The organism is Microbacterium sp. NPDC089189 (assembly GCF_040685095.1).
In the GTDB taxonomy this organism is placed as follows: domain Bacteria; phylum Actinomycetota; class Actinomycetes; order Actinomycetales; family Microbacteriaceae; genus Microbacterium.
Genome location: NZ_JBFBHG010000002.1, coordinates 36,422 through 53,557 on the forward strand (window position 1 = coordinate 36,422; position 17,136 = coordinate 53,557).

Annotated in this window: 11 protein-coding genes; 7 read left to right on the plus strand and 4 right to left on the minus strand. The window is 71.7% G+C overall.

Annotation, left to right across the window (positions count from 1 at the left end):
• Positions 1 to 2 precede the first annotated feature (2 nt).
• The 3 genes from glgB to glgX form a co-directional block, all read right to left on the minus strand.
• The gene (gene glgB, locus AB0N73_RS01375) at positions 3 to 2,147 is read right to left on the minus strand and encodes a 1,4-alpha-glucan branching protein GlgB (RefSeq protein WP_363559575.1); all 2,145 of its coding nucleotides are present in this window, start codon (positions 2,145 to 2,147) and stop codon (positions 3 to 5) included.
• The gene (locus AB0N73_RS01380) at positions 2,144 to 4,111 is read right to left on the minus strand and encodes a maltotransferase domain-containing protein (RefSeq protein WP_363559929.1); all 1,968 of its coding nucleotides are present in this window, start codon (positions 4,109 to 4,111) and stop codon (positions 2,144 to 2,146) included. The genes glgB and AB0N73_RS01380 overlap by 4 nt, the downstream gene beginning before the upstream one ends.
• A gap of 175 nt (positions 4,112 to 4,286) precedes the next feature.
• Positions 4,287 to 6,377, minus strand: a complete 2,091-nt coding sequence (gene glgX, locus AB0N73_RS01385) for a glycogen debranching protein GlgX (protein WP_363559577.1) — start codon at positions 6,375 to 6,377, stop codon at positions 4,287 to 4,289.
• Positions 6,378 to 6,452: 75 nt separating this feature from the next.
• Between glgX and AB0N73_RS01390 the strand changes: the two genes are divergently transcribed.
• From AB0N73_RS01390 to ligA, 4 genes are all read left to right on the plus strand, one after another.
• Complete coding sequence (locus AB0N73_RS01390) at positions 6,453 to 7,634, plus strand: cysteine desulfurase family protein (protein WP_363559579.1); 1,182 nt, start codon at positions 6,453 to 6,455, stop codon at positions 7,632 to 7,634.
• A gap of 10 nt (positions 7,635 to 7,644) precedes the next feature.
• Positions 7,645 to 8,739, plus strand: coding sequence for a tRNA 2-thiouridine(34) synthase MnmA (gene mnmA, locus AB0N73_RS01395; protein WP_363559581.1), 1,095 nt, complete (start codon positions 7,645 to 7,647; stop codon positions 8,737 to 8,739).
• A gap of 134 nt (positions 8,740 to 8,873) precedes the next feature.
• Complete coding sequence (locus tag AB0N73_RS01400; protein ID WP_363559583.1) at positions 8,874 to 9,506, plus strand: hypothetical protein; 633 nt, start codon at positions 8,874 to 8,876, stop codon at positions 9,504 to 9,506.
• 28 nt (positions 9,507 to 9,534) lie between these two features.
• Complete coding sequence (gene ligA, locus AB0N73_RS01405; protein WP_363559585.1) at positions 9,535 to 11,931, plus strand: NAD-dependent DNA ligase LigA; 2,397 nt, start codon at positions 9,535 to 9,537, stop codon at positions 11,929 to 11,931.
• A 42-nt stretch (positions 11,932 to 11,973) separates the two neighbouring features.
• Here the strand turns inward: ligA and AB0N73_RS01410 are convergent, their stop codons facing one another.
• The gene (locus AB0N73_RS01410) at positions 11,974 to 13,671 is read right to left on the minus strand and encodes a long-chain-fatty-acid--CoA ligase (RefSeq protein WP_363559587.1); all 1,698 of its coding nucleotides are present in this window, start codon (positions 13,669 to 13,671) and stop codon (positions 11,974 to 11,976) included.
• Positions 13,672 to 13,757: 86 nt separating this feature from the next.
• Between AB0N73_RS01410 and gatC the strand changes: the two genes are divergently transcribed.
• From gatC to gatB, 3 genes are read left to right on the plus strand one after another with little or no spacing between them, the layout of a single operon-like run.
• Positions 13,758 to 14,057, plus strand: a complete 300-nt coding sequence (gene gatC / locus AB0N73_RS01415; protein ID WP_363559589.1) for an Asp-tRNA(Asn)/Glu-tRNA(Gln) amidotransferase subunit GatC — start codon at positions 13,758 to 13,760, stop codon at positions 14,055 to 14,057.
• On the plus strand, positions 14,054 to 15,568 hold the full coding sequence (gene gatA, locus AB0N73_RS01420; protein WP_363559591.1) for an Asp-tRNA(Asn)/Glu-tRNA(Gln) amidotransferase subunit GatA: 1,515 nt from the start codon (positions 14,054 to 14,056) through the stop codon (positions 15,566 to 15,568). The genes gatC and gatA overlap by 4 nt, the downstream gene beginning before the upstream one ends.
• Positions 15,568 to 17,082 carry an Asp-tRNA(Asn)/Glu-tRNA(Gln) amidotransferase subunit GatB gene (gene gatB, locus AB0N73_RS01425; RefSeq protein WP_363559593.1) on the plus strand — a complete coding sequence of 505 codons (1,515 nt, stop codon included), beginning with the start codon at positions 15,568 to 15,570 and terminating at the stop codon, positions 17,080 to 17,082. Before gatA ends, gatB begins: the two co-directional genes overlap by 1 nt.
• The last annotated feature ends 54 nt before the right edge of the window (positions 17,083 to 17,136 follow it).

Consider the following 17,136-nt stretch of genomic DNA (forward strand, 5'->3'; position numbering starts at 1 on the left):
CCTCAGCGGCGCAGCCGCAGCCAGATCGCTCCGAGCGGCGGGACGCTCAGTCGAGCGCGACCGGCCGCATCCGTGGTGACGGCACCGAAGTTCCCGACGCCCGAACCGCCGTACTCTCCGGCATCCGAGTTGAGGATCTCCTCCCACACCCCGGCGTGGGGCAGATCCAGCTCGAGATCGTGGACCGGGACGCCCGAGAAGTTGCTGACGGCGGCGACGACATCGCCGTCCGAGGAACGACGGATGATGGCCGACACGTTCGGGTCCCACGTCGGCGCGCCGATCCGGGCGAAGGCGTCGCCGTCGGAATCGCGCGACCAGAGCGCCGGCTCGGCGCGGTAGGCGGCGTTGAGGGCGGCGACGAAGTCGTGCAGCTCGCGGTGGGACGGCTGGTCCAGCAGCCACCAGTCGAGCGCGCGCGACTCCGACCATTCGGACATCTGCCCGAACTCCTGGCCCATGAACAGCAGCTGCTTCCCGGGGTGCGCCCACATGTACGACAGGAAGAGCCGCATCCCCGCGAGCTTCTGCCAGTGGTCGCCCGGCATCCGTGTGAAGAGACTGCCCTTGCCGTGGACGACCTCGTCGTGGCTGATGGGCAGGATGAAGTTCTCGCTGAAGGCGTAGACGAACGAGAACGAGAGCTCGCCCTCGTGGTGGGCGCGGTACATGGGATCGCGGGAGATGTAGACGAGCGAGTCGTTCATCCACCCCATGTTCCACTTGAACCCGAACCCGAGTCCGCCCGCGCTCGTCGGCTGCGTGACGCCGGGGAAGCTCGTCGACTCCTCGGCGATCATGACGATGCCGGGGTACCGCTTGTACGCCGTCGCGTTCGTCTCCTGCAGGAAACGCTTCGCCTCGAGGTTCTCGCGGCCGCCGAACACGTTCGGCTCCCACTCGCCCGCCTCGCGGGAGTAGTCGAGGTACAGCATGGACGCCACGGCATCCACGCGCAGCCCGTCGACGTGGAACTCCTCGAACCAGTACAGCGCGTTCGCGACGAGGAAGTTGCGCACCTCGTTGCGTCCGTAGTCGAAGATGAGGGTTCCCCAGTCCTTGTGCTCGCCGCGGCGGGGATCGGGGTGCTCGTACAGCGCCTGGCCGTCGAACTGCGCCAGCGCGAAGGCGTCGCGGGGGAAGTGGCCGGGGACCCAGTCCATGATGACGCCGATGCCTGCGGCGTGGAGGCGGTCGATGAGATAGCGCAGGTCGTCGGGGCTGCCGAACCGGCTCGTCGGTGCGTAGTAGCCGCTCACCTGGTAGCCCCAGGAGCCCCCGAACGGATGCTCGGCGAGGGGGAGGAACTCGACGTGGGTGAACCCCTGGGCGCTCACGTACTCCACGAGCGGGTCGGCGGCCTCGCGGTAGCTGAGCCCGGGGCGCCACGAGCCCAGGTGCAGCTCGTACACCGACATCGGCTCGGCGACCGGGTGGCTCTCGGCGCGCGCGGCGAGCCAGGCGTCGTCCTGCCAGGTGTAGGCCGACGCGGTGACGACCGAGGCCGTCGCCGGCGGCACCTCGGCGAGCCGGGCCATGGGGTCCGCCTTCGCGATCCACCGCCCGTCCTGGGTCAGGATCTCGTACTTGTAGGTGGCCCCGGCGCCGACCCCCGGAACGAAGATCTCCCAGACGCCGCTGGATCCGAGCGAGCGGAGCGCGTGGCCCTGCCCGTCCCATCCGTTCAGATCGCCGATGAGGCGCACGGCCCGCGCGTTCGGGGCCCAGACCGCGAACGACGTCCCCTCGCTGCCGCCGTGGTGGCGGACATGGGATCCGAGGGCGTCCCACAGCTGTTCGTGACGACCCTCGCGGATCAGGTGGAGATCGAGCTCGCCGATGGTGGGGGCGTAGCGGTAGGGGTCGTCCGCGACGTGCGTGGGACCGTCCTCGTAGGTCGCGACCACCTGGTAGGCCGTGAACGGACCCTCGTAGCGGCCTTCCCAGATGCCCGCGCGCACGTGTGCGAGCGGGATGCGCTCTCCGCCGGCGAACACCGCGGTGACGCTCTCGGCGAGCGGGCGCCGGGTGCGCACGATCCAACGGTCATCCGACGCGCCGTCCGCGTGGAGTCCGAGGACGTCGTGCGGAGCGTAGAAGGATCCGGTCGCGACGGTGTCGAGGACCGTGGGGTCGATGGAGCTCATGCGAGGCCCTTCACGTGCAGGATGTGGACGGGCTCCTGGAAGGCGTCGAGCCGGACGAACGCGTGGTCCGTCCATGTCCAGTGCGCGCCGGTGATGAGGTCTTCGACCAGGAAGGAGTCGCCGGGTGTGCCGCCCCAGACCGTGGGGTCGAGGTGCACGGTCGTCTCGCGCGCCGAGTGGGGGTCGACGTTGACGACCACGATGACCGTGTCGGCGACGCCGTCGGGGGAGAGCGCCGCGTCGAGGTGCTTGACGTAGACGAGGATCGCCTCGTCGTCGCTCCACTGCACGGCCAGGTTGCGGAGCTGGCGGAGGGCCGGGTGCGCGCGGCGGATCTCGTTCAGACGGGTGAGATACGGCGCGAGGGACTGGCCGGTCTGCACGGCGCCGTCCCAGTCGCGCAGCTTGTACTCGTACTTCTCGTTGTCGATGTTCTCCTCGCTGCCGGGGCGCGCGACGTTCTCGACGAGCTCGTATCCGGCGTAGACGCCGTAGCTGGGGGCCGCCGTCGCCGCGATCGCCGCCCGGATCTTGTACGCGGGGCGACCACCGAACTGCAGGTACTCGGTGAGGATGTCAGGCGTGTTCACGAAGAGGTTCGGGCGGAGGAAGTCGGCCGTCTCGTGCGCGAGGTCGCCGAGGAACTCCTCCAGCTCCGCCTTCGTGTTCCGCCACGTGAAGTAGGTGTAGCTCTGCTGGAAACCGGCCTGCGCGAGGCCCTGCAGCGGCGCCGGGCGGGTGAACGCCTCGGCCAGGAACACCGTGTCGGGATGCTCCGCCGACACGGTCGCGATCAGCCACTCCCAGAACTGCAGCGGCTTCGTGTGCGGGTTGTCGACGCGGAAGATGCGCACGCCCTGGGCGATCCAGTGCCGGACGACGCGCAGCACCTCGGCGCGGATGCCCTCGGGGTCGTTGTCGAAGTTGACCGGGTAGATGTCCTGGTACTTCTTGGGCGGGTTCTCGGCGTAGGCGATCGTGCCGTCCGGGAGAGTCGTGAACCACTCCGGGTGCTCCGTCACCCACGGGTGGTCCGGCGATGCCTGGAGGGCGAGGTCCAGGGCGATCTCGATGCCCTCGGCGTCGGCGGCGGCGACGAAGGCGCGGAAGTCATCCAGCGTGCCGAGGTCGGGGTGCACGGCATCGTGGCCGCCGTCCGGTCCGCCGATGGCCCACGGCGAGCCGGGGTCGTTCTCGAGCGCGGTCAGGGTGTTGTTGGGCCCCTTGCGGTGGGTGCGCCCGATGGGGTGGATCGGCGGCAGGTACAGCACGTCGAACCCCATGGCCGCGACGGCGGGCAGCCGGCCGGCGGCGGTGCGGAAGGTGCCGCTGCGGATGGTGCCGTCCGCCAGGCGTTCGGCTCCCTCGGAGCGGGGGAAGAACTCGTACCAGGCGCCGACGCCCGCGCGCTCGCGCTCGACCAGGAGCTCGCGGGTGTCGCCGTACGACCAGAGCGAGGCCAGCGGACGTTCGGTGAAGAACCCGGCCAGGACGTCGTCGCGCACGATCGCGAGCGCGGACTCGTCGGAGAGATCGGCATCGCGCAGCTCGCGCGCCCGTTCGCCCAGAACGCGTCGCTCGGCCACCGGGCGATCCTTCTCGGCCCGGGCGCGCTCGAACAGCGCGGCCCCCATCTCCCTCATGAGGGCGACGTCGACACCGGCGGCGATCTTCAGATCCGCCGCGTGGCGCCAGGTGGCGTAGTCGTCTCCGTACGCTTCGAACCGGTACGACCACACGCCTGTGGCGAGCACGCTGACCAGGACGCTCCAGTGATCGAGCCCGTTCGCGAGGGCGCGCAGGCGGTGCAGCGACTCGGATCCGTCCGGGGCCGTCAGCCGCAGCTGCACGCCGATGCGGTCGTGCCCCTCCCGGAACGCGGTGACGCGGAACGGCACGGCCTCGCCCGCGAAGGCACTGGGGCGGAAGCGGGGATCCGGCGTCGCGGGATGCGGATCCGCCATCGGCACGCGCCCGGTGAGGGTGTCGGTCGAGCCGCTCGCCGGTCCGGCGGTACGGGTGGGGATGGCGGCGGCGCTGCGCCACGCCGGGGATGTCGAGCGTTTGGGTGAGGCCACGTTCCGAACCTATCGCGCGCGTGCGGTCGACGACAGGAGCGGCGGGCGCGCCGCGCACGTGCTATTCGGCGCGGAAGAGGTGCATCGACGTCGGCGGTGTGGGCACGACGTCGCCGACGGCGAGGACGGGCTCCTCGGGGGAAGGCGCGTCCTCCGCGCTCGACCACAGCGAGACGTACCGGGTGACGCCCTCGACCTCGGGCAGCCGGACGTCGATCGGCGTCTCATCGCCGTGCACGATGAGCAGGATCCGGTTGGCCGCCTCGAACTCGGGGGTGGATGTGGCCACGTACTGCAGCGTGCGATGCGCGGGATCGTTCCACCGCTCGCCCGACATGGTCAGGCCGTTCTCGTCGTACCACTCCATGACCGAGGCGGAGGGGATCTCCTCCTCGAGCCGGGCGAAGTGCACCGGGCGCAGGGCCGGGTTCTCGCGTCGCAGCTGCAGCAGGCGCTGCACGTGCGAGAACAGGTCCTGCTGCCAGGGCTGGTGCTCCCACGACAGCCAGGTCAGCGCCGAGTCGTGGCAGTACGCGTTGTTGTTGCCCCGCTGCGTGCGGCCGAACTCGTCGCCCGCGGTGATCATCGGGATGCCCGCCGACAGCAGGAGCGTGCCCAGGAGATTGCGCATCGCCTTCCGGCGCGTCGCCAGGATCCGCTCGTCGTCGGTCGTGCCCTCCGCGCCGTGGTTGAACGAGCGGTTGGTGTCGGTGCCGTCGCGGTTGTGCTCGCCGTTGCCCAGATTGTGCTTGACGTCGTAGGAGACGAGGTCGCGCAGCGTGAAACCGTCGTGCGCCGTGACGAAGTTGACACTCGCCAGCGGGCCGCGTTCGGAGCTGAAGGTGTTCGAGGACCCCGCGAGCCGCGTGGCGAAGCCGCCGATGCCCACGGGGGCCGCCGACGCCCGCCGCGCGTAGTCGACATCCGACAACCAGAAGTTGCGCACGCGGTCGCGGTACCGGTCGTTCCACTCGTGCCAGCCCGATCCGAAGTTGCCGGTCTGCCAGCCGCCCATGCCGACATCCCACGGCTCGGCGATCTTCTTCGTGTCGGCGAGCTCGGGATCCTCCGCGATCGCGCGCAGGAGCGGATGATCGGGGGTGAATGCGTGACCGGCATCCCGGCCGAGCGTCGCCGCCAGATCGAAGCGGAACCCGTCGATCTGCACGTCGCGCGCCCAGTAGCGCAGCGAGTCGAGCACGAGGCGCGAGCCGGCGTCGGTGGACGTGTCCACGGCGTTGCCGCAGCCGGTGACGTCGACGTAGGTGCCGTCCTCCTGCTGTCGGTAGTACGTCCGGTTGTCCAGCCCCCGCAGGCTCGTCCGCGGGCCGCCGATGCCCTCCTCCGCGGTGTGGTTGTAGACCACGTCGAGGACGACCTCGAGGCCCGCCTGGTGCAGCAGCTTGACCATGCCCTTCACCTCGCGGAGAACGGCGTCGGGGCCCTGCCGCCGGGCCTCCTCGGTGGCGTACGCGGCGTGGGGCGAGAAGAAGTTGAGGGTGTTGTACCCCCAGTAGTTGTCGAGCCCGAGCTGCAGCAGTCGCGGCTCCGAGGCGAAGGCGTGGATCGGCAGGAGCTCGATCGTCGTCACGCCGAGCGAGAGGAAGTGCTCGATCATCGCGGGGTGCGCGAGTCCGGCGTACGTGCCGTGCAGGGCCGCGGGCACGCCGGGATGCCGCTTCGACATGCCCTTCACGTGGCCCTCGTAGATGACGGTCCGATCGAGCGGGATGCGAGGCTTGCCGACGTCGCCCCAGTCGAAGCCGCGGTCGACCACCACGGAGCGCCAGTCCCCGAAACCGCCGTTGACGATCCCTCGGGAGTACGGATCGAGAAGCAGCGTCTGCGGGTTGAACACGTTGCCGTGCCCGTGCGGGCCCGCCGCCCGGATCGCGTAGCGCGCGCCGGGGCGGAAGAACTCGGAGGTGGCCTCCCAGACCCCGCGCTCGCGGCGCTGCAGGGGAACCGTCGCGGTGGCCCAGTCCAGATCGCTCTCGTCGAAGAACACGACCTCGAGCGCATCGGCGGCCTGGGAGAAGACCCGCAGCGTGCCGCCGCCGTCGTGCAGGTGCACGCCGAGATCGTCGAGCGCGGGATCGAGGACGTGCTCGAGCGGGCTGGACGAAACGGCGGTCGGATTCGGGCTGACCATGCGCACTACCCTAACGAGGCCGTATGTCGCTCTGATGACGGCGCCCGTGCCGGATGGGCGTGGGAAAGTGGAGAGGTGCAGATCTACCTCGATCACGCGGCGTCCTCACCGCTGCGCCCGGAGGCCCGCGATGCGTGGCTCGAGGCATCGCTCGTCGTGGGCAATGCCTCCTCCATCCACGGGGGCGGGCAGTCGGCTCGACGGATCCTCGAGGACGCGCGCGAGCGCGTCGCTGCCACTCTGGACGCGGATCCGGTGGAGGTCGTCTTCACCTCGGGCGGCACCGAGGCGGTGAACCTGGCGATCAAGGGGCTGTGGACCGGACGCGCCGCCGGCCGCGCCACGATCGTGCTTCCGGACGGCGAGCATCACGCGACGCTCGACTCGGTCGCGTGGCTCGCGGAGCGCGGTGCGACCGTCGCCGCGGTCCCGCTCACAGCCACGGGTGCCGTCGACGTCGATCGATTCGCCGAGGCGCTCCCGGACGCCGCCCTCGCGACGGCTCTGGTCGCCAACAACGAGGTGGGGACGGTGTCCGATGCGGCGCGCCTGGCCGCCCTGGCCGCCGACGCGGGCGTGCCGCTGCATCTCGACGCCGTCGCCGCGTTCGGGCATCTCCCGGTGTCCTTCCGTGCCTGGCGCGGCTCGGCACCGGCGGCCGCGGGCCTGGCGGCCCTGAGCGTGTCGGCGCACAAGGTGGGCGGCCCGGTGGGGATCGGGGCGCTCGTCGTCGCACGATCGGCGCGCCTCGACGCCCAGGTGCACGGCGGCGAACAGCAACGCGGTCTCCGTGCGGGGACGCAGGATGTTGCCGCCGCCGCGGCCTTCGCCGTGGCGGCCGAGCTCGCCGTCGCCGAGCGCGCGGAGGAGGCGATCCGCCTGGGCGGGCTGCGCGAGAGACTGCTGCGCGGCATCCTCGATCGCGTCCCGGACATCGAGCCGCTCGGCGACCCGGACGAGCGCGTCCCGGGGAATGTGCACCTGCTGATCCCGGGTGCCCGCGGCGAGACGCTGCTGTTCCTGCTCGACCAGGACGGGATCGCGGTGTCGACCGGCTCGGCGTGTCAGGCGGGCATCCCCGAGCCCTCGCACGTCGTCCGGGCCCTCGGCCGCGACGACGACGCGGCGCGATCGGTGCTGCGCCTCACGCTCGGTCGGACCAGCTCCGCCGCCGACGTCGACGCCGTGCTGGCGCATCTGCCGGATGCGGTCGGGCGGGCGCGGGCCGCCGGAGCCGCGGGGGCCGCTCGCTCGTAGACTGGAGCACATGCGTGTTCTGGCGGCGATGAGCGGTGGTGTCGATTCGGCTGTGGCGGCGGCGCGCGCCGTCGATGCCGGTCATGACGTCGTGGGCGTCCACCTGGCGCTGTCGCGCGCCGGCGGGACGCTGCGCACCGGCAGCCGCGGCTGCTGCACGATCGAGGACGCGATGGATGCGCGCCGCGCGGCCGACCGCCTCGGCATCCCGTTCTACGTGTGGGATTTCTCCGAGCGGTTCCGCGACGACGTCATCGACGACTTCGTCTCGGAGTACCGGGCCGGGCGCACCCCGAACCCGTGCATGCGCTGCAACGAGAAGATCAAGTTCGCGGCGCTCCTGGAGCGCGCCCTCGAGCTCGGCTTCGACGCCGTCTGCACCGGGCACTACGCGACCCTTGTCGACACGGCCGAGGGGCGCGAACTCCACCGGGCCTCCGACGAGGCCAAGGACCAGTCCTATGTGCTCGGCGTCCTGACGAACACGCAGCTGGCGCACACCTACTTCCCGTTGGGCGACACGCCCTCCAAGGCGATCGTTCGCGCAGAGGCGGCGGAGCGCGGCCTCACCGTGGCGCAGAAGCCCGACAGCCACGACATCTGCTTCATCCCCGACGGCGACACCCGAGGGTGGCTGGCCGAGCGCGTGGGAGCGGAGACGGGCGAGATCCTCGATCGCTCCGGTGCGGTGGTCGGCCGGCACGAGGGCGCGCACGCGTTCACCGTGGGGCAGCGCCGTGGCCTGCAGCTGGGCGTCCCGGCATCCGACGGCAAGCCGCGGTTCGTCCTCGAGGTGCGTCCGGTGTCGAACACGGTCGTCGTCGGCCCCAAGGAGGCGCTCGCCACGGCGGAGATCGCCGGCTCCCGGATGACGTGGGCCGGGCGGTCGCCCGCGTCGACGTCGTTCGCCTGCACAGCGCAGATCCGCGCGCACGCCGAGCCGGTTCCGGCTCACGCCGAGCTGGCGGACGGCGAGCTCGTCGTCCGGCCGGACGTGCCGTTCGACGGCGTGGCACCCGGGCAGACCGCCGTTCTCTACGACGGCACGCGCGTCATCGGTCAGTTCACCGTCGACCGCACCGTCTCGGCCGTCCCCGTCGGCTGAGGTCCGACCCCGGGCCCGAACGGTTCCTCCCCAGGCGCGCAGCCTCGGCGCGTCCTCCCCGGTCCTGCGGCAGAGCGGACGACGGGGCGCGGGCCGTCCCTAGCGTGATCGCACCCCCACCGAGAGGAGCGATCATGACAGACCCATCCGTGGCACGGCGGGCGACGAGCGCCGCCGTCATCCTGGCGGCCGCCCTCGCCGCGGCGGCCTGCGCGTCCGGGACGGACCCGGGCGCGCGCACCGTCGGCGACTCCGCGGCACCGGCCCCGCATCCGGCGGCGGGCATCGAGGTCGATGAGGCAGCGCCGGTCCAGCTCGCCGGCGGGATCGTCACGACGCCGTGCTTCGTCTACCGTGTCCCCGACCCGTCCTGGACCCTCGTGCCGGGATCGGCGGGATGCGCGTCCACCGTGACCTTCGGTGCCGACATCCTCACCGAGGTCCGGGTCACCGCGGTGACGAGTTCGGGGACGCTCGCCGAGCTCGGCGCCGAACTCGCCGACGGCACCGCGCCCGGCGGCGCACCCCCGACGGCCGAGCTCGTCACGATCGGCGGTCGGGAGGCCGCGCGGGTCGTGGCACCGTTCGGCGAGGGGACCGGGCTCGAGTACGTGTCGTATGTCGTCCCGTACCCGGATTCGGGGGTGCTCGGGCGCGGCGAGACGGTGGGAGCCGTGGTGGTGACGACGATGTGGTCGCCGGACTACGAGGGGTTCGCGAGCGACATCATCGGCACACTCACCCGCCCCGACGGAAGCCCGCTGTGATGTCACGGGTCCTTCCTAGACTGGACCCGTGGACGAACAGACCGGTGCGACGGACGACCTGACCCTGGACGAGGCGCGCGCCGAGGCGGCGCAGCTGACGGAGCGGATCCTCGCCGCCCGCGAGAGCTACTACGGGCAGGATGCCGAGCTCGTCGACGACGCGCGGTACGACGGGTGGGTGCGCCGCCTCGAGGAGCTGGAGCGTCTGCACCCCGAGGTCCAGAGCCAGGACTCGCCGACCCTCAGCGTCGGGGCGGCGACGTCCACGATGTTCGCACCGGTCGAGCACGCGGAGCGCATGCTGAGCCTCGACAACGTCTTCAGCCTCGATGAGCTCACCGAGTGGTGCGCCAAGGCCGAGGCGGCGGCGGGGCGCCGGGTCCGGTGGCTGAGCGAGCTGAAGATCGACGGTCTGGCCATCAACCTGCGCTACGAGAACGGCGTGCTGGTGTCGGCGTCCACGCGCGGTGACGGACGCGTGGGGGAGGACGTCACCGTCAACGCGGTCCGCGTGCGGGGCATCCCGGAGCGGCTCGCGGGCACGGGGCACCCGCCGCTCGTCGAGGTGCGGGGCGAGGTCTTCATCCCGGTCGCCGCGTTCGGCGAGCTCAACGAGCTGCAGGCTCGGATGCGCGAGCGCGTCGTGGACGATGCCCGCGCGCGCGCGACGTTCGACGAGGTGCGCGCCCGCACCACCGCCGAGCGGCGGTTCCCGGCTTTCGCGAATCCGCGCAACGCCGCCAGCGGCGGTCTCCGCCAGCAGCTCGACAAGAAGCAGGGGCTGGAACGCGAGGCCGGCCAGGCGCGGCTCGACGCGCTCCGTCTGCTCGTGCACGGCGTGGGAGCGTGGAGCGAGCCCCCCGTCGCGTCGCAGAGCGAGGTGTACGAGCTCCTGTCCACCTGGGGCCTGCCGACGAGCCCGTACTTCCGCACGTTCGACGACATCGAGGGCGTGCGGGGGTTCGTCAGCCACTACGGCGACCACCGTCACGACGTGGAGCACGAGATCGACGGCGTCGTGGTCAAGGTCGACGACCTCGCCCTCCACGCCGAACTCGGTGCCACCAGCCGCGCGCCGCGGTGGGCGATCGCCTACAAGTACCCGCCGGAACAGGTGAACACCCGGCTGCTCGACATCGTCGTGTCGGTCGGTCGCACCGGCCGCGCGACGCCGTTCGCGATCATGGAACCGGCGCGTGTCGCGGGGTCGGTGGTGCGCCAGGCCACGCTGCACAACCAGGACGTCGTGAAGGCCAAGGGCGTGCTGATCGGCGACATGGTGGTGCTCCGGAAGGCGGGGGACGTCATCCCCGAGGTGCTGGGCCCGGTCGCCGAGCTCCGCGACGGCACCGAGCGCGCGTTCGTCATGCCCGCCGACTGCCCGGCGTGCGGCACGCCGCTCGCGCCCGCGAAAGAGGGCGACATCGATCTGCGCTGCCCGAACACGCGGTCGTGCCCCGCCCAGGTGCGCGGTCGGGTCGAGCACATCGGATCCCGTGGCGCCCTCGACATCGAGGTCCTCGGCGAGGTCACGGCCGCGGCTCTCACACAGCCCGACGTCCCGACCGTCGCGCCTCTGGTGACCGAGGCCGGTCTCTTCGACCTGCGCGCGGAGGACCTGTTCCCGATCGAGGTCACCGTGCGCGATGCCGAGACGGGTGCGCCCCGGCTCCTCGACGACGGCACGCCCGACCGACGGGCCCCCTTCCGGCGGCAGCGGAAGGCGCCGCTGCCGGGCAAGCCCGCCAGCAAGTCGCGGCCCGATCCCGTCTTCGATCCCGAGGGCCCGTTCGACGGCGACGAGGACCACATGCTCGCGGCGGCGGCGGTGAAGCTGCTGGACGAGCTCGAGAAGGCGAAGACGAAGGAGCTCTGGCGCTTCCTCGTGGCGCTCAACATCCGCCACGTCGGCCCGGTGGCCGCACGGGCGCTGGCGCAGTGGTTCGGGTCGGTGGCCGCGATCCGCGCGGCGGAGCGCGACGAGTTGGCCGCGGTCGACGGCGTCGGCGGAATCATCGCCGACGCCGTACTGGCCTGGTTCGAGATCGACTGGCACCGCGACATCGTCGAGCGGTGGGAGCGCGCCGGTGCGCAGCTCGCGACGCCCGGGCACCCGGGTCCCGGTGCGGCCGCGTCGGCGGGGGGCGTGTTGGAGGGCATCACCGTGGTCGCGACGGGTGCGCTCGAGGGCTACAGCCGCGAGGGCGCGCAGGAGGCCATCATGGCGGCGGGCGGCAAGGCGGCGTCGAGCGTGTCGAAGAAGACGGACTTCGTCGCCGCGGGGCCCGGCGCCGGATCCAAGCTCGGCAAGGCCGAGCAGCTGGGTCTGCGGATCATCGATGCGGCGCAGTTCCGCATCCTCGTCGAACAGGGGCCGGCGGCTCTCGACGGGGTGGCGCCGGCGGCGGAGGACGACGCCGACTAGGACGAGGGCGCCGCTCCGGCGTCCCGCTGCCTGTCGCCCGGCTCAGTGCGTCTGGTCGGCGAGCAGTCGCTCGCGCACCTGTCGCCGCAGGACCTTGCCGATCAGCGACTTCGGGAGCTCGTCGACGACGAAGATCCGGCGCGGGACCTTGTACGGGGTGAGGATGCCGCGCGCGTACGCGCGGATGGCCTCCGTGTCGATCTCGCTGCCGGGGGCCACCACGATCGCCGCCACGACCTCCTCGCCGGCGTGCTCGTCGGGAAGACCCACGACCGCGACGTCGGCGACCTGCGGGTGCTGGCGCAGCACGCTCTCGACCTCGGTGGGGGCGACGTTGAAGCCGCCCGTGATGATGAGCTCCTTGATGCGGTCGACGATCCGCACGAAACCGGCCTCGTCGATCGTGACGATGTCACCGGTGCGGAACCAGTCGTCGACGAACACCTCGGCCGTCGCCTCGGGCTTGCCGTAGTAGCCCGAGAACACCTGCGGACCGCGGACGAGAAGCTCGCCGCGCTCACCGGCGGGCACGTCGCGCGTCGGCTGATCGGGATCGACGACGCGGCACTCCGTGCCGGGCAACGGCAGCCCCACGGTGCCGGGGACGCGGTTGTCGGCCACGGGATTCGCCATGAGCACGGGCGAGCACTCGCTCAGTCCGTACCCCTCGACGAGATAGCCGCCCGACGCGGCCTCGAACGGCACGACGAGATCGTGGGGGAGCGGCATCGCGCCCGAGATCGCGACGTGGGTCCCCGCCAACGACACGCCCTTCTCCTCGGCCGCGCGCAGCAGCCGATCGGCGATGGGCGGGACGAGGGGGAGGAAGGTCGCGGGGTGCTTCTTCGTCACGGCGAGGACCATGTCGGGGTCGAATCGGGGGAAGAGCACGAGGCGGGCGCCCATCGACATCGCGAACGTGAGGCAGAGGGTCAGACCGTACGCGTGGAACATCGGAAGGACGGCGTAGACGACGCATCCTTCGCCGCGGTGGATGGAGGGCACCCAGGCCTGGGACTGCGCGGCGTTGGCGAGCAGGTTGCGATGCGTCAACGCGGCGCCCTTGGGCGTCCCCGTGGTCCCGCTCGTGTACTGGATGATCGCGAGATCATCGGTGGCCGGCATCGGATGTCCGGCCGGCAGCGGCTCGGCCGTGAGGATGTCCTCCCACGGCACGGTGCCCCGCACCCGCTCGTAGAGCGCCGCGCGCGACTCCTTCGCCTTCGCCACGGGAAGCCGCAGCGCGGCGCGCATCGTGAACGGCATGGCGCGGGTGACGTCGACCGAGACGAGCGTGTCGACGCGCAGGTCGGCGGGGAAGTCCTGCACCGTGCGGACGACCTTGTTCCAGACGATCGCGTGCTTCGCGCCGTGGTCCTCGAACTGCTTCCGCAGCTCTCGCGGCGTGTAGAGCGGGTTGTGCTCCACGACGACGGCGCCCAGCCGCAGCACCGCGTAGAAGGCGACGATGTGCTGCGGGCAGTTCGGCAGCACGATCGCCACCGGATCGCCGGCGCCGACGCCGCGCGCGCGGAGCCCGGCCGCGGCACGCGCGATCTGGGCGTCGAGTTCGCGGTAGGTCGTCTCACGGCCGAAGAACTGCAGGGCGACGGCGTCGGGGTACTCCCGCGCAGACGCGTGCACGATGTCGACCAGCGAGCCGGAGACGGGACCGAGGTCCTCCGGAACACCGTCGGCGTAGCTGTGGGTCCAGGGGCGAGGCGGCTCGAACGTCGTCACGCGCCACAGCCTACGGGTAGAGGTCGACCCGGCAGCGGAGGGGCGGCGGGCCGGGCGCGCGTCCGGGGCCGAACTAGACTGTGGGGGTGTCGGAAATCACCCCAGATCTCGTGCGCCATCTCGGCGTCCTCGCCCGGATCCAGTTGAGCGACGAGGAGGTCGGGCGCCTCACCGGTCAGCTCGACGCCATCGTCGACAACATCGCGAAAGTCTCCCGTGTGGCGACGCCGGATGTCCCCGCGACCAGCCACCCGATCCCGCTGCAGAACGTCTTCCGCGCGGATGAGGCGCCGGTGGCGCTCACCGTCGCGCAGGTGCTGCAGAACGCGCCGGACGCGACGGACGACCGCTTCCGCGTCAGCGCCATCCTGGGGGAGGAGCAGTGAGCGACCTCACGCGCCTGAGCGCCGCCGACCTGGCCTCCGCCCTCGCGGCCGGGGAGGTGTCCAGCGTCGAGGCGACGCAGGCGCACCTCGACCGGATCTCCGCCGTCGACGGCGATGTGCACGCGTTCCTGCATGTCAACGCCGCAGCGCTCGACGCCGCGGCCGACATCGATCGCCGGCGTGCCGCGGGCGAAGCGCTGGGCGAGCTCGCCGGCGTGCCGCTGGCCATCAAGGACGTCCTCGTCACGACGGACATGCCCTCCACGAGCGGATCGCGGATCCTCGAGGGGTATATGTCGCCCTACGACGCGACCGTCGTCGCCCGTGCGCGGGCCGCCGGGCTCATCCCGCTCGGCAAGACCAACATGGACGAGTTCGCGATGGGCTCCTCGACCGAGCACTCGGCGTACGGTCCCACGCACAACCCCTGGGACCTCGACCGGATCCCGGGTGGATCCGGCGGCGGCTCGGCTGCGGCCGTCGCGGCCTTCGAGGCGCCGCTCGCGCTCGGCTCCGACACCGGCGGGTCGATCCGTCAGCCCGCGCACGTGACGGGGACGGTCGGGGTCAAGCCCACGTACGGCGGCGTCAGCCGCTACGGCGCGATCGCGCTGGCATCGAGCCTCGACCAGGTCGGTCCCGTCACGCGCACCGTGCTGGACGCGGGCCTGCTCCACGACGTCATCGGCGGCCACGACCCGCACGACTCGACCTCGCTCACCGACGCGTGGCCGTCCTTCGCCGCCGCGGCGCGCGAGGGTGCGACCGGGCAGGTGCTGAAGGGCCTGAAGGTCGGCGTCATCCGGGAGCTGGACGACACCGGTTTCCAGGCCGGAGTGTCGGCCTCGTTCCGCGACGCCCTCGCGGCGATGGAGGCGCAGGGCGCCGAGATCGTCGAGATCAGCGCGCCGCACTTCGAGTACGGCGTCGCCGCCTACTACCTGATCCTCCCCGCGGAAGCTTCGAGCAACCTGGCGAAGTTCGATTCGGTGCGCTTCGGCATGCGGGTGACCCCGCACGCCGGCGCCACGGTCGAGGACGTCATGGCCGCGACCCGCGACGCCGGTTTCGGCGAGGAGGTCAAGCGCCGCATCATCCTCGGGACCTACGCGCTCTCCGCGGGCTACTACGACGCCTACTACGGCAGCGCGCAGAAGGTGCGCACCCTCATCCAGCGGGACTTCGACGCGGCGTTCGAGAAGGTCGACGTGATCGCCACGCCGTCCGCGCCGACGACCGCTTTCCGGATCGGCGAGAAGATCGACGATCCGCTCCAGATGTACCTCAACGACGTGACCACGATCCCGGCGAACCTCGCCGGCGTCCCGGGCATCTCGGTGCCCTCGGGGCTCGCGGCCGAGGACGGGCTGCCGGTCGGCATCCAGTTCCTCGCCCCGGCTCGCGAGGACGCTCGCCTGTACCGGGTGGGAGCGGCCGTCGAGGCGCTCCTCGTCGATTCGTGGGGTGCGCCGCTGCTCGAGCGCGCGCCGATCCTGGGAGGGGCCCGCTGATGGCCAAGGACAAGCTGATGGACTTCGACAAGGCCCTCGAGATGTTCGAGCCGGTGCTCGGCTTCGAGGTGCACGTCGAGTTGAACACCGTCACGAAGATGTTCTCGGCCGCGCCGAACCCCGCGCACGAGGCCAACCACGGCGCCGCGCCCAACACTCTCGTCGCTCCGGTGGACATGGGGCTCCCGGGGTCCCTGCCCGTGGTCAACGCCGAGGCCATTCGTTCGTCGATCAGCCTCGGCCTCGCGCTCGGATGCTCGATCGCGCCCTCGAGCCGGTTCGCGCGGAAGAACTACTTCTACCCCGACCTCGGCAAGAACTACCAGATCTCGCAGTACGACGAGCCCATCGCCTTCGACGGCGAGGTGGAGATCGAGCTCGGCGACGGCACCCTCGTGCGCGTGCCGATCGAGCGCGCCCACATGGAAGAGGATGCGGGCAAGCTCACCCACATGGGCGGCGCGACGGGTCGCATCCAGGGCGCGGAGTACTCGCTCGTCGACTACAACCGCGCCGGCGTGCCGCTCGTCGAGATCGTGACGCGTCCGATCTTCGGCGCGGAGCACCGGGCCCCCGAGATCGCGAAGGCCTACGTCGCCGCCATCCGGGACATCGTGCTCTCCCTCGGCATCTCGGAGGCGCGGCTCGAGCGCGGCAACCTGCGGTGCGACGCCAACGTGTCGCTGCGACCGCGCGGGCAGGAGAAGCTCGGCACGCGCACCGAGACGAAGAACGTCAACTCGATGCGCTCCGTCGAACGCGCCGTGCGCTACGAGATCCAGCGGCAGGCGCACATCCTCGCCGGCGGTGGCAGCATCACGCAGGAGACCCGTCACTGGCACGAGGACACCGGAACGACGTCGCCGGGGCGTCCGAAGTCGGACGCCGACGACTACCGGTACTTCCCGGAGCCGGACCTGCTTCCCGTGGTGCCCGATCCCGCGCTCATCGAGGAGCTCCGCGCCGCTCTTCCCGAGCAGCCCGCGGTGCGCCGGCGACGCCTCAAGGCGGACTGGGGATTCACCGACCTGGAGTTCCAGGATGTGGCCAACGGCGGTCTGCTCGCCGAGGTCGAGGCCACGATCGCGGCCGGTGCCAGCCCCGCGACCGCGCGCAAGTGGTGGACGGGCGAGATCACCCGTGTCGCGAACGCGCAGGACCGCGAGCCCAGTGGCCTGGTGAGCCCGGCGCACGTCGCCGCGCTGCAGCTGCTCATCGACGGCGGGACGCTCACCGACAAGCTGGCCCGCCAGGTGCTCGAGGGCGTCATCGCGGGCGAGGGGTCACCGCAGGAGGTCGTGGACGCCCGCGGCCTCGCAGTGGTGTCGGACGACGGCGCGCTGATCGCGGCGATCGACGATGCCCTCGCCGCACAGCCCGACGTGCTCGCGAAGATCCGCGACGGCAAGGTCCAGGCGGCCGGCGCCGTCATCGGCGCCGTCATGAAGGCCATGAAGGGCCAGGCGGACGCCGCTCGCGTGCGCGAACTCGTGCTGGAGCGCGCCGGCCAGTAACGACCGGACGATGCGGGGGCCCTCCGGCGGAGCGCCCCCGCATCGCTGCGACCG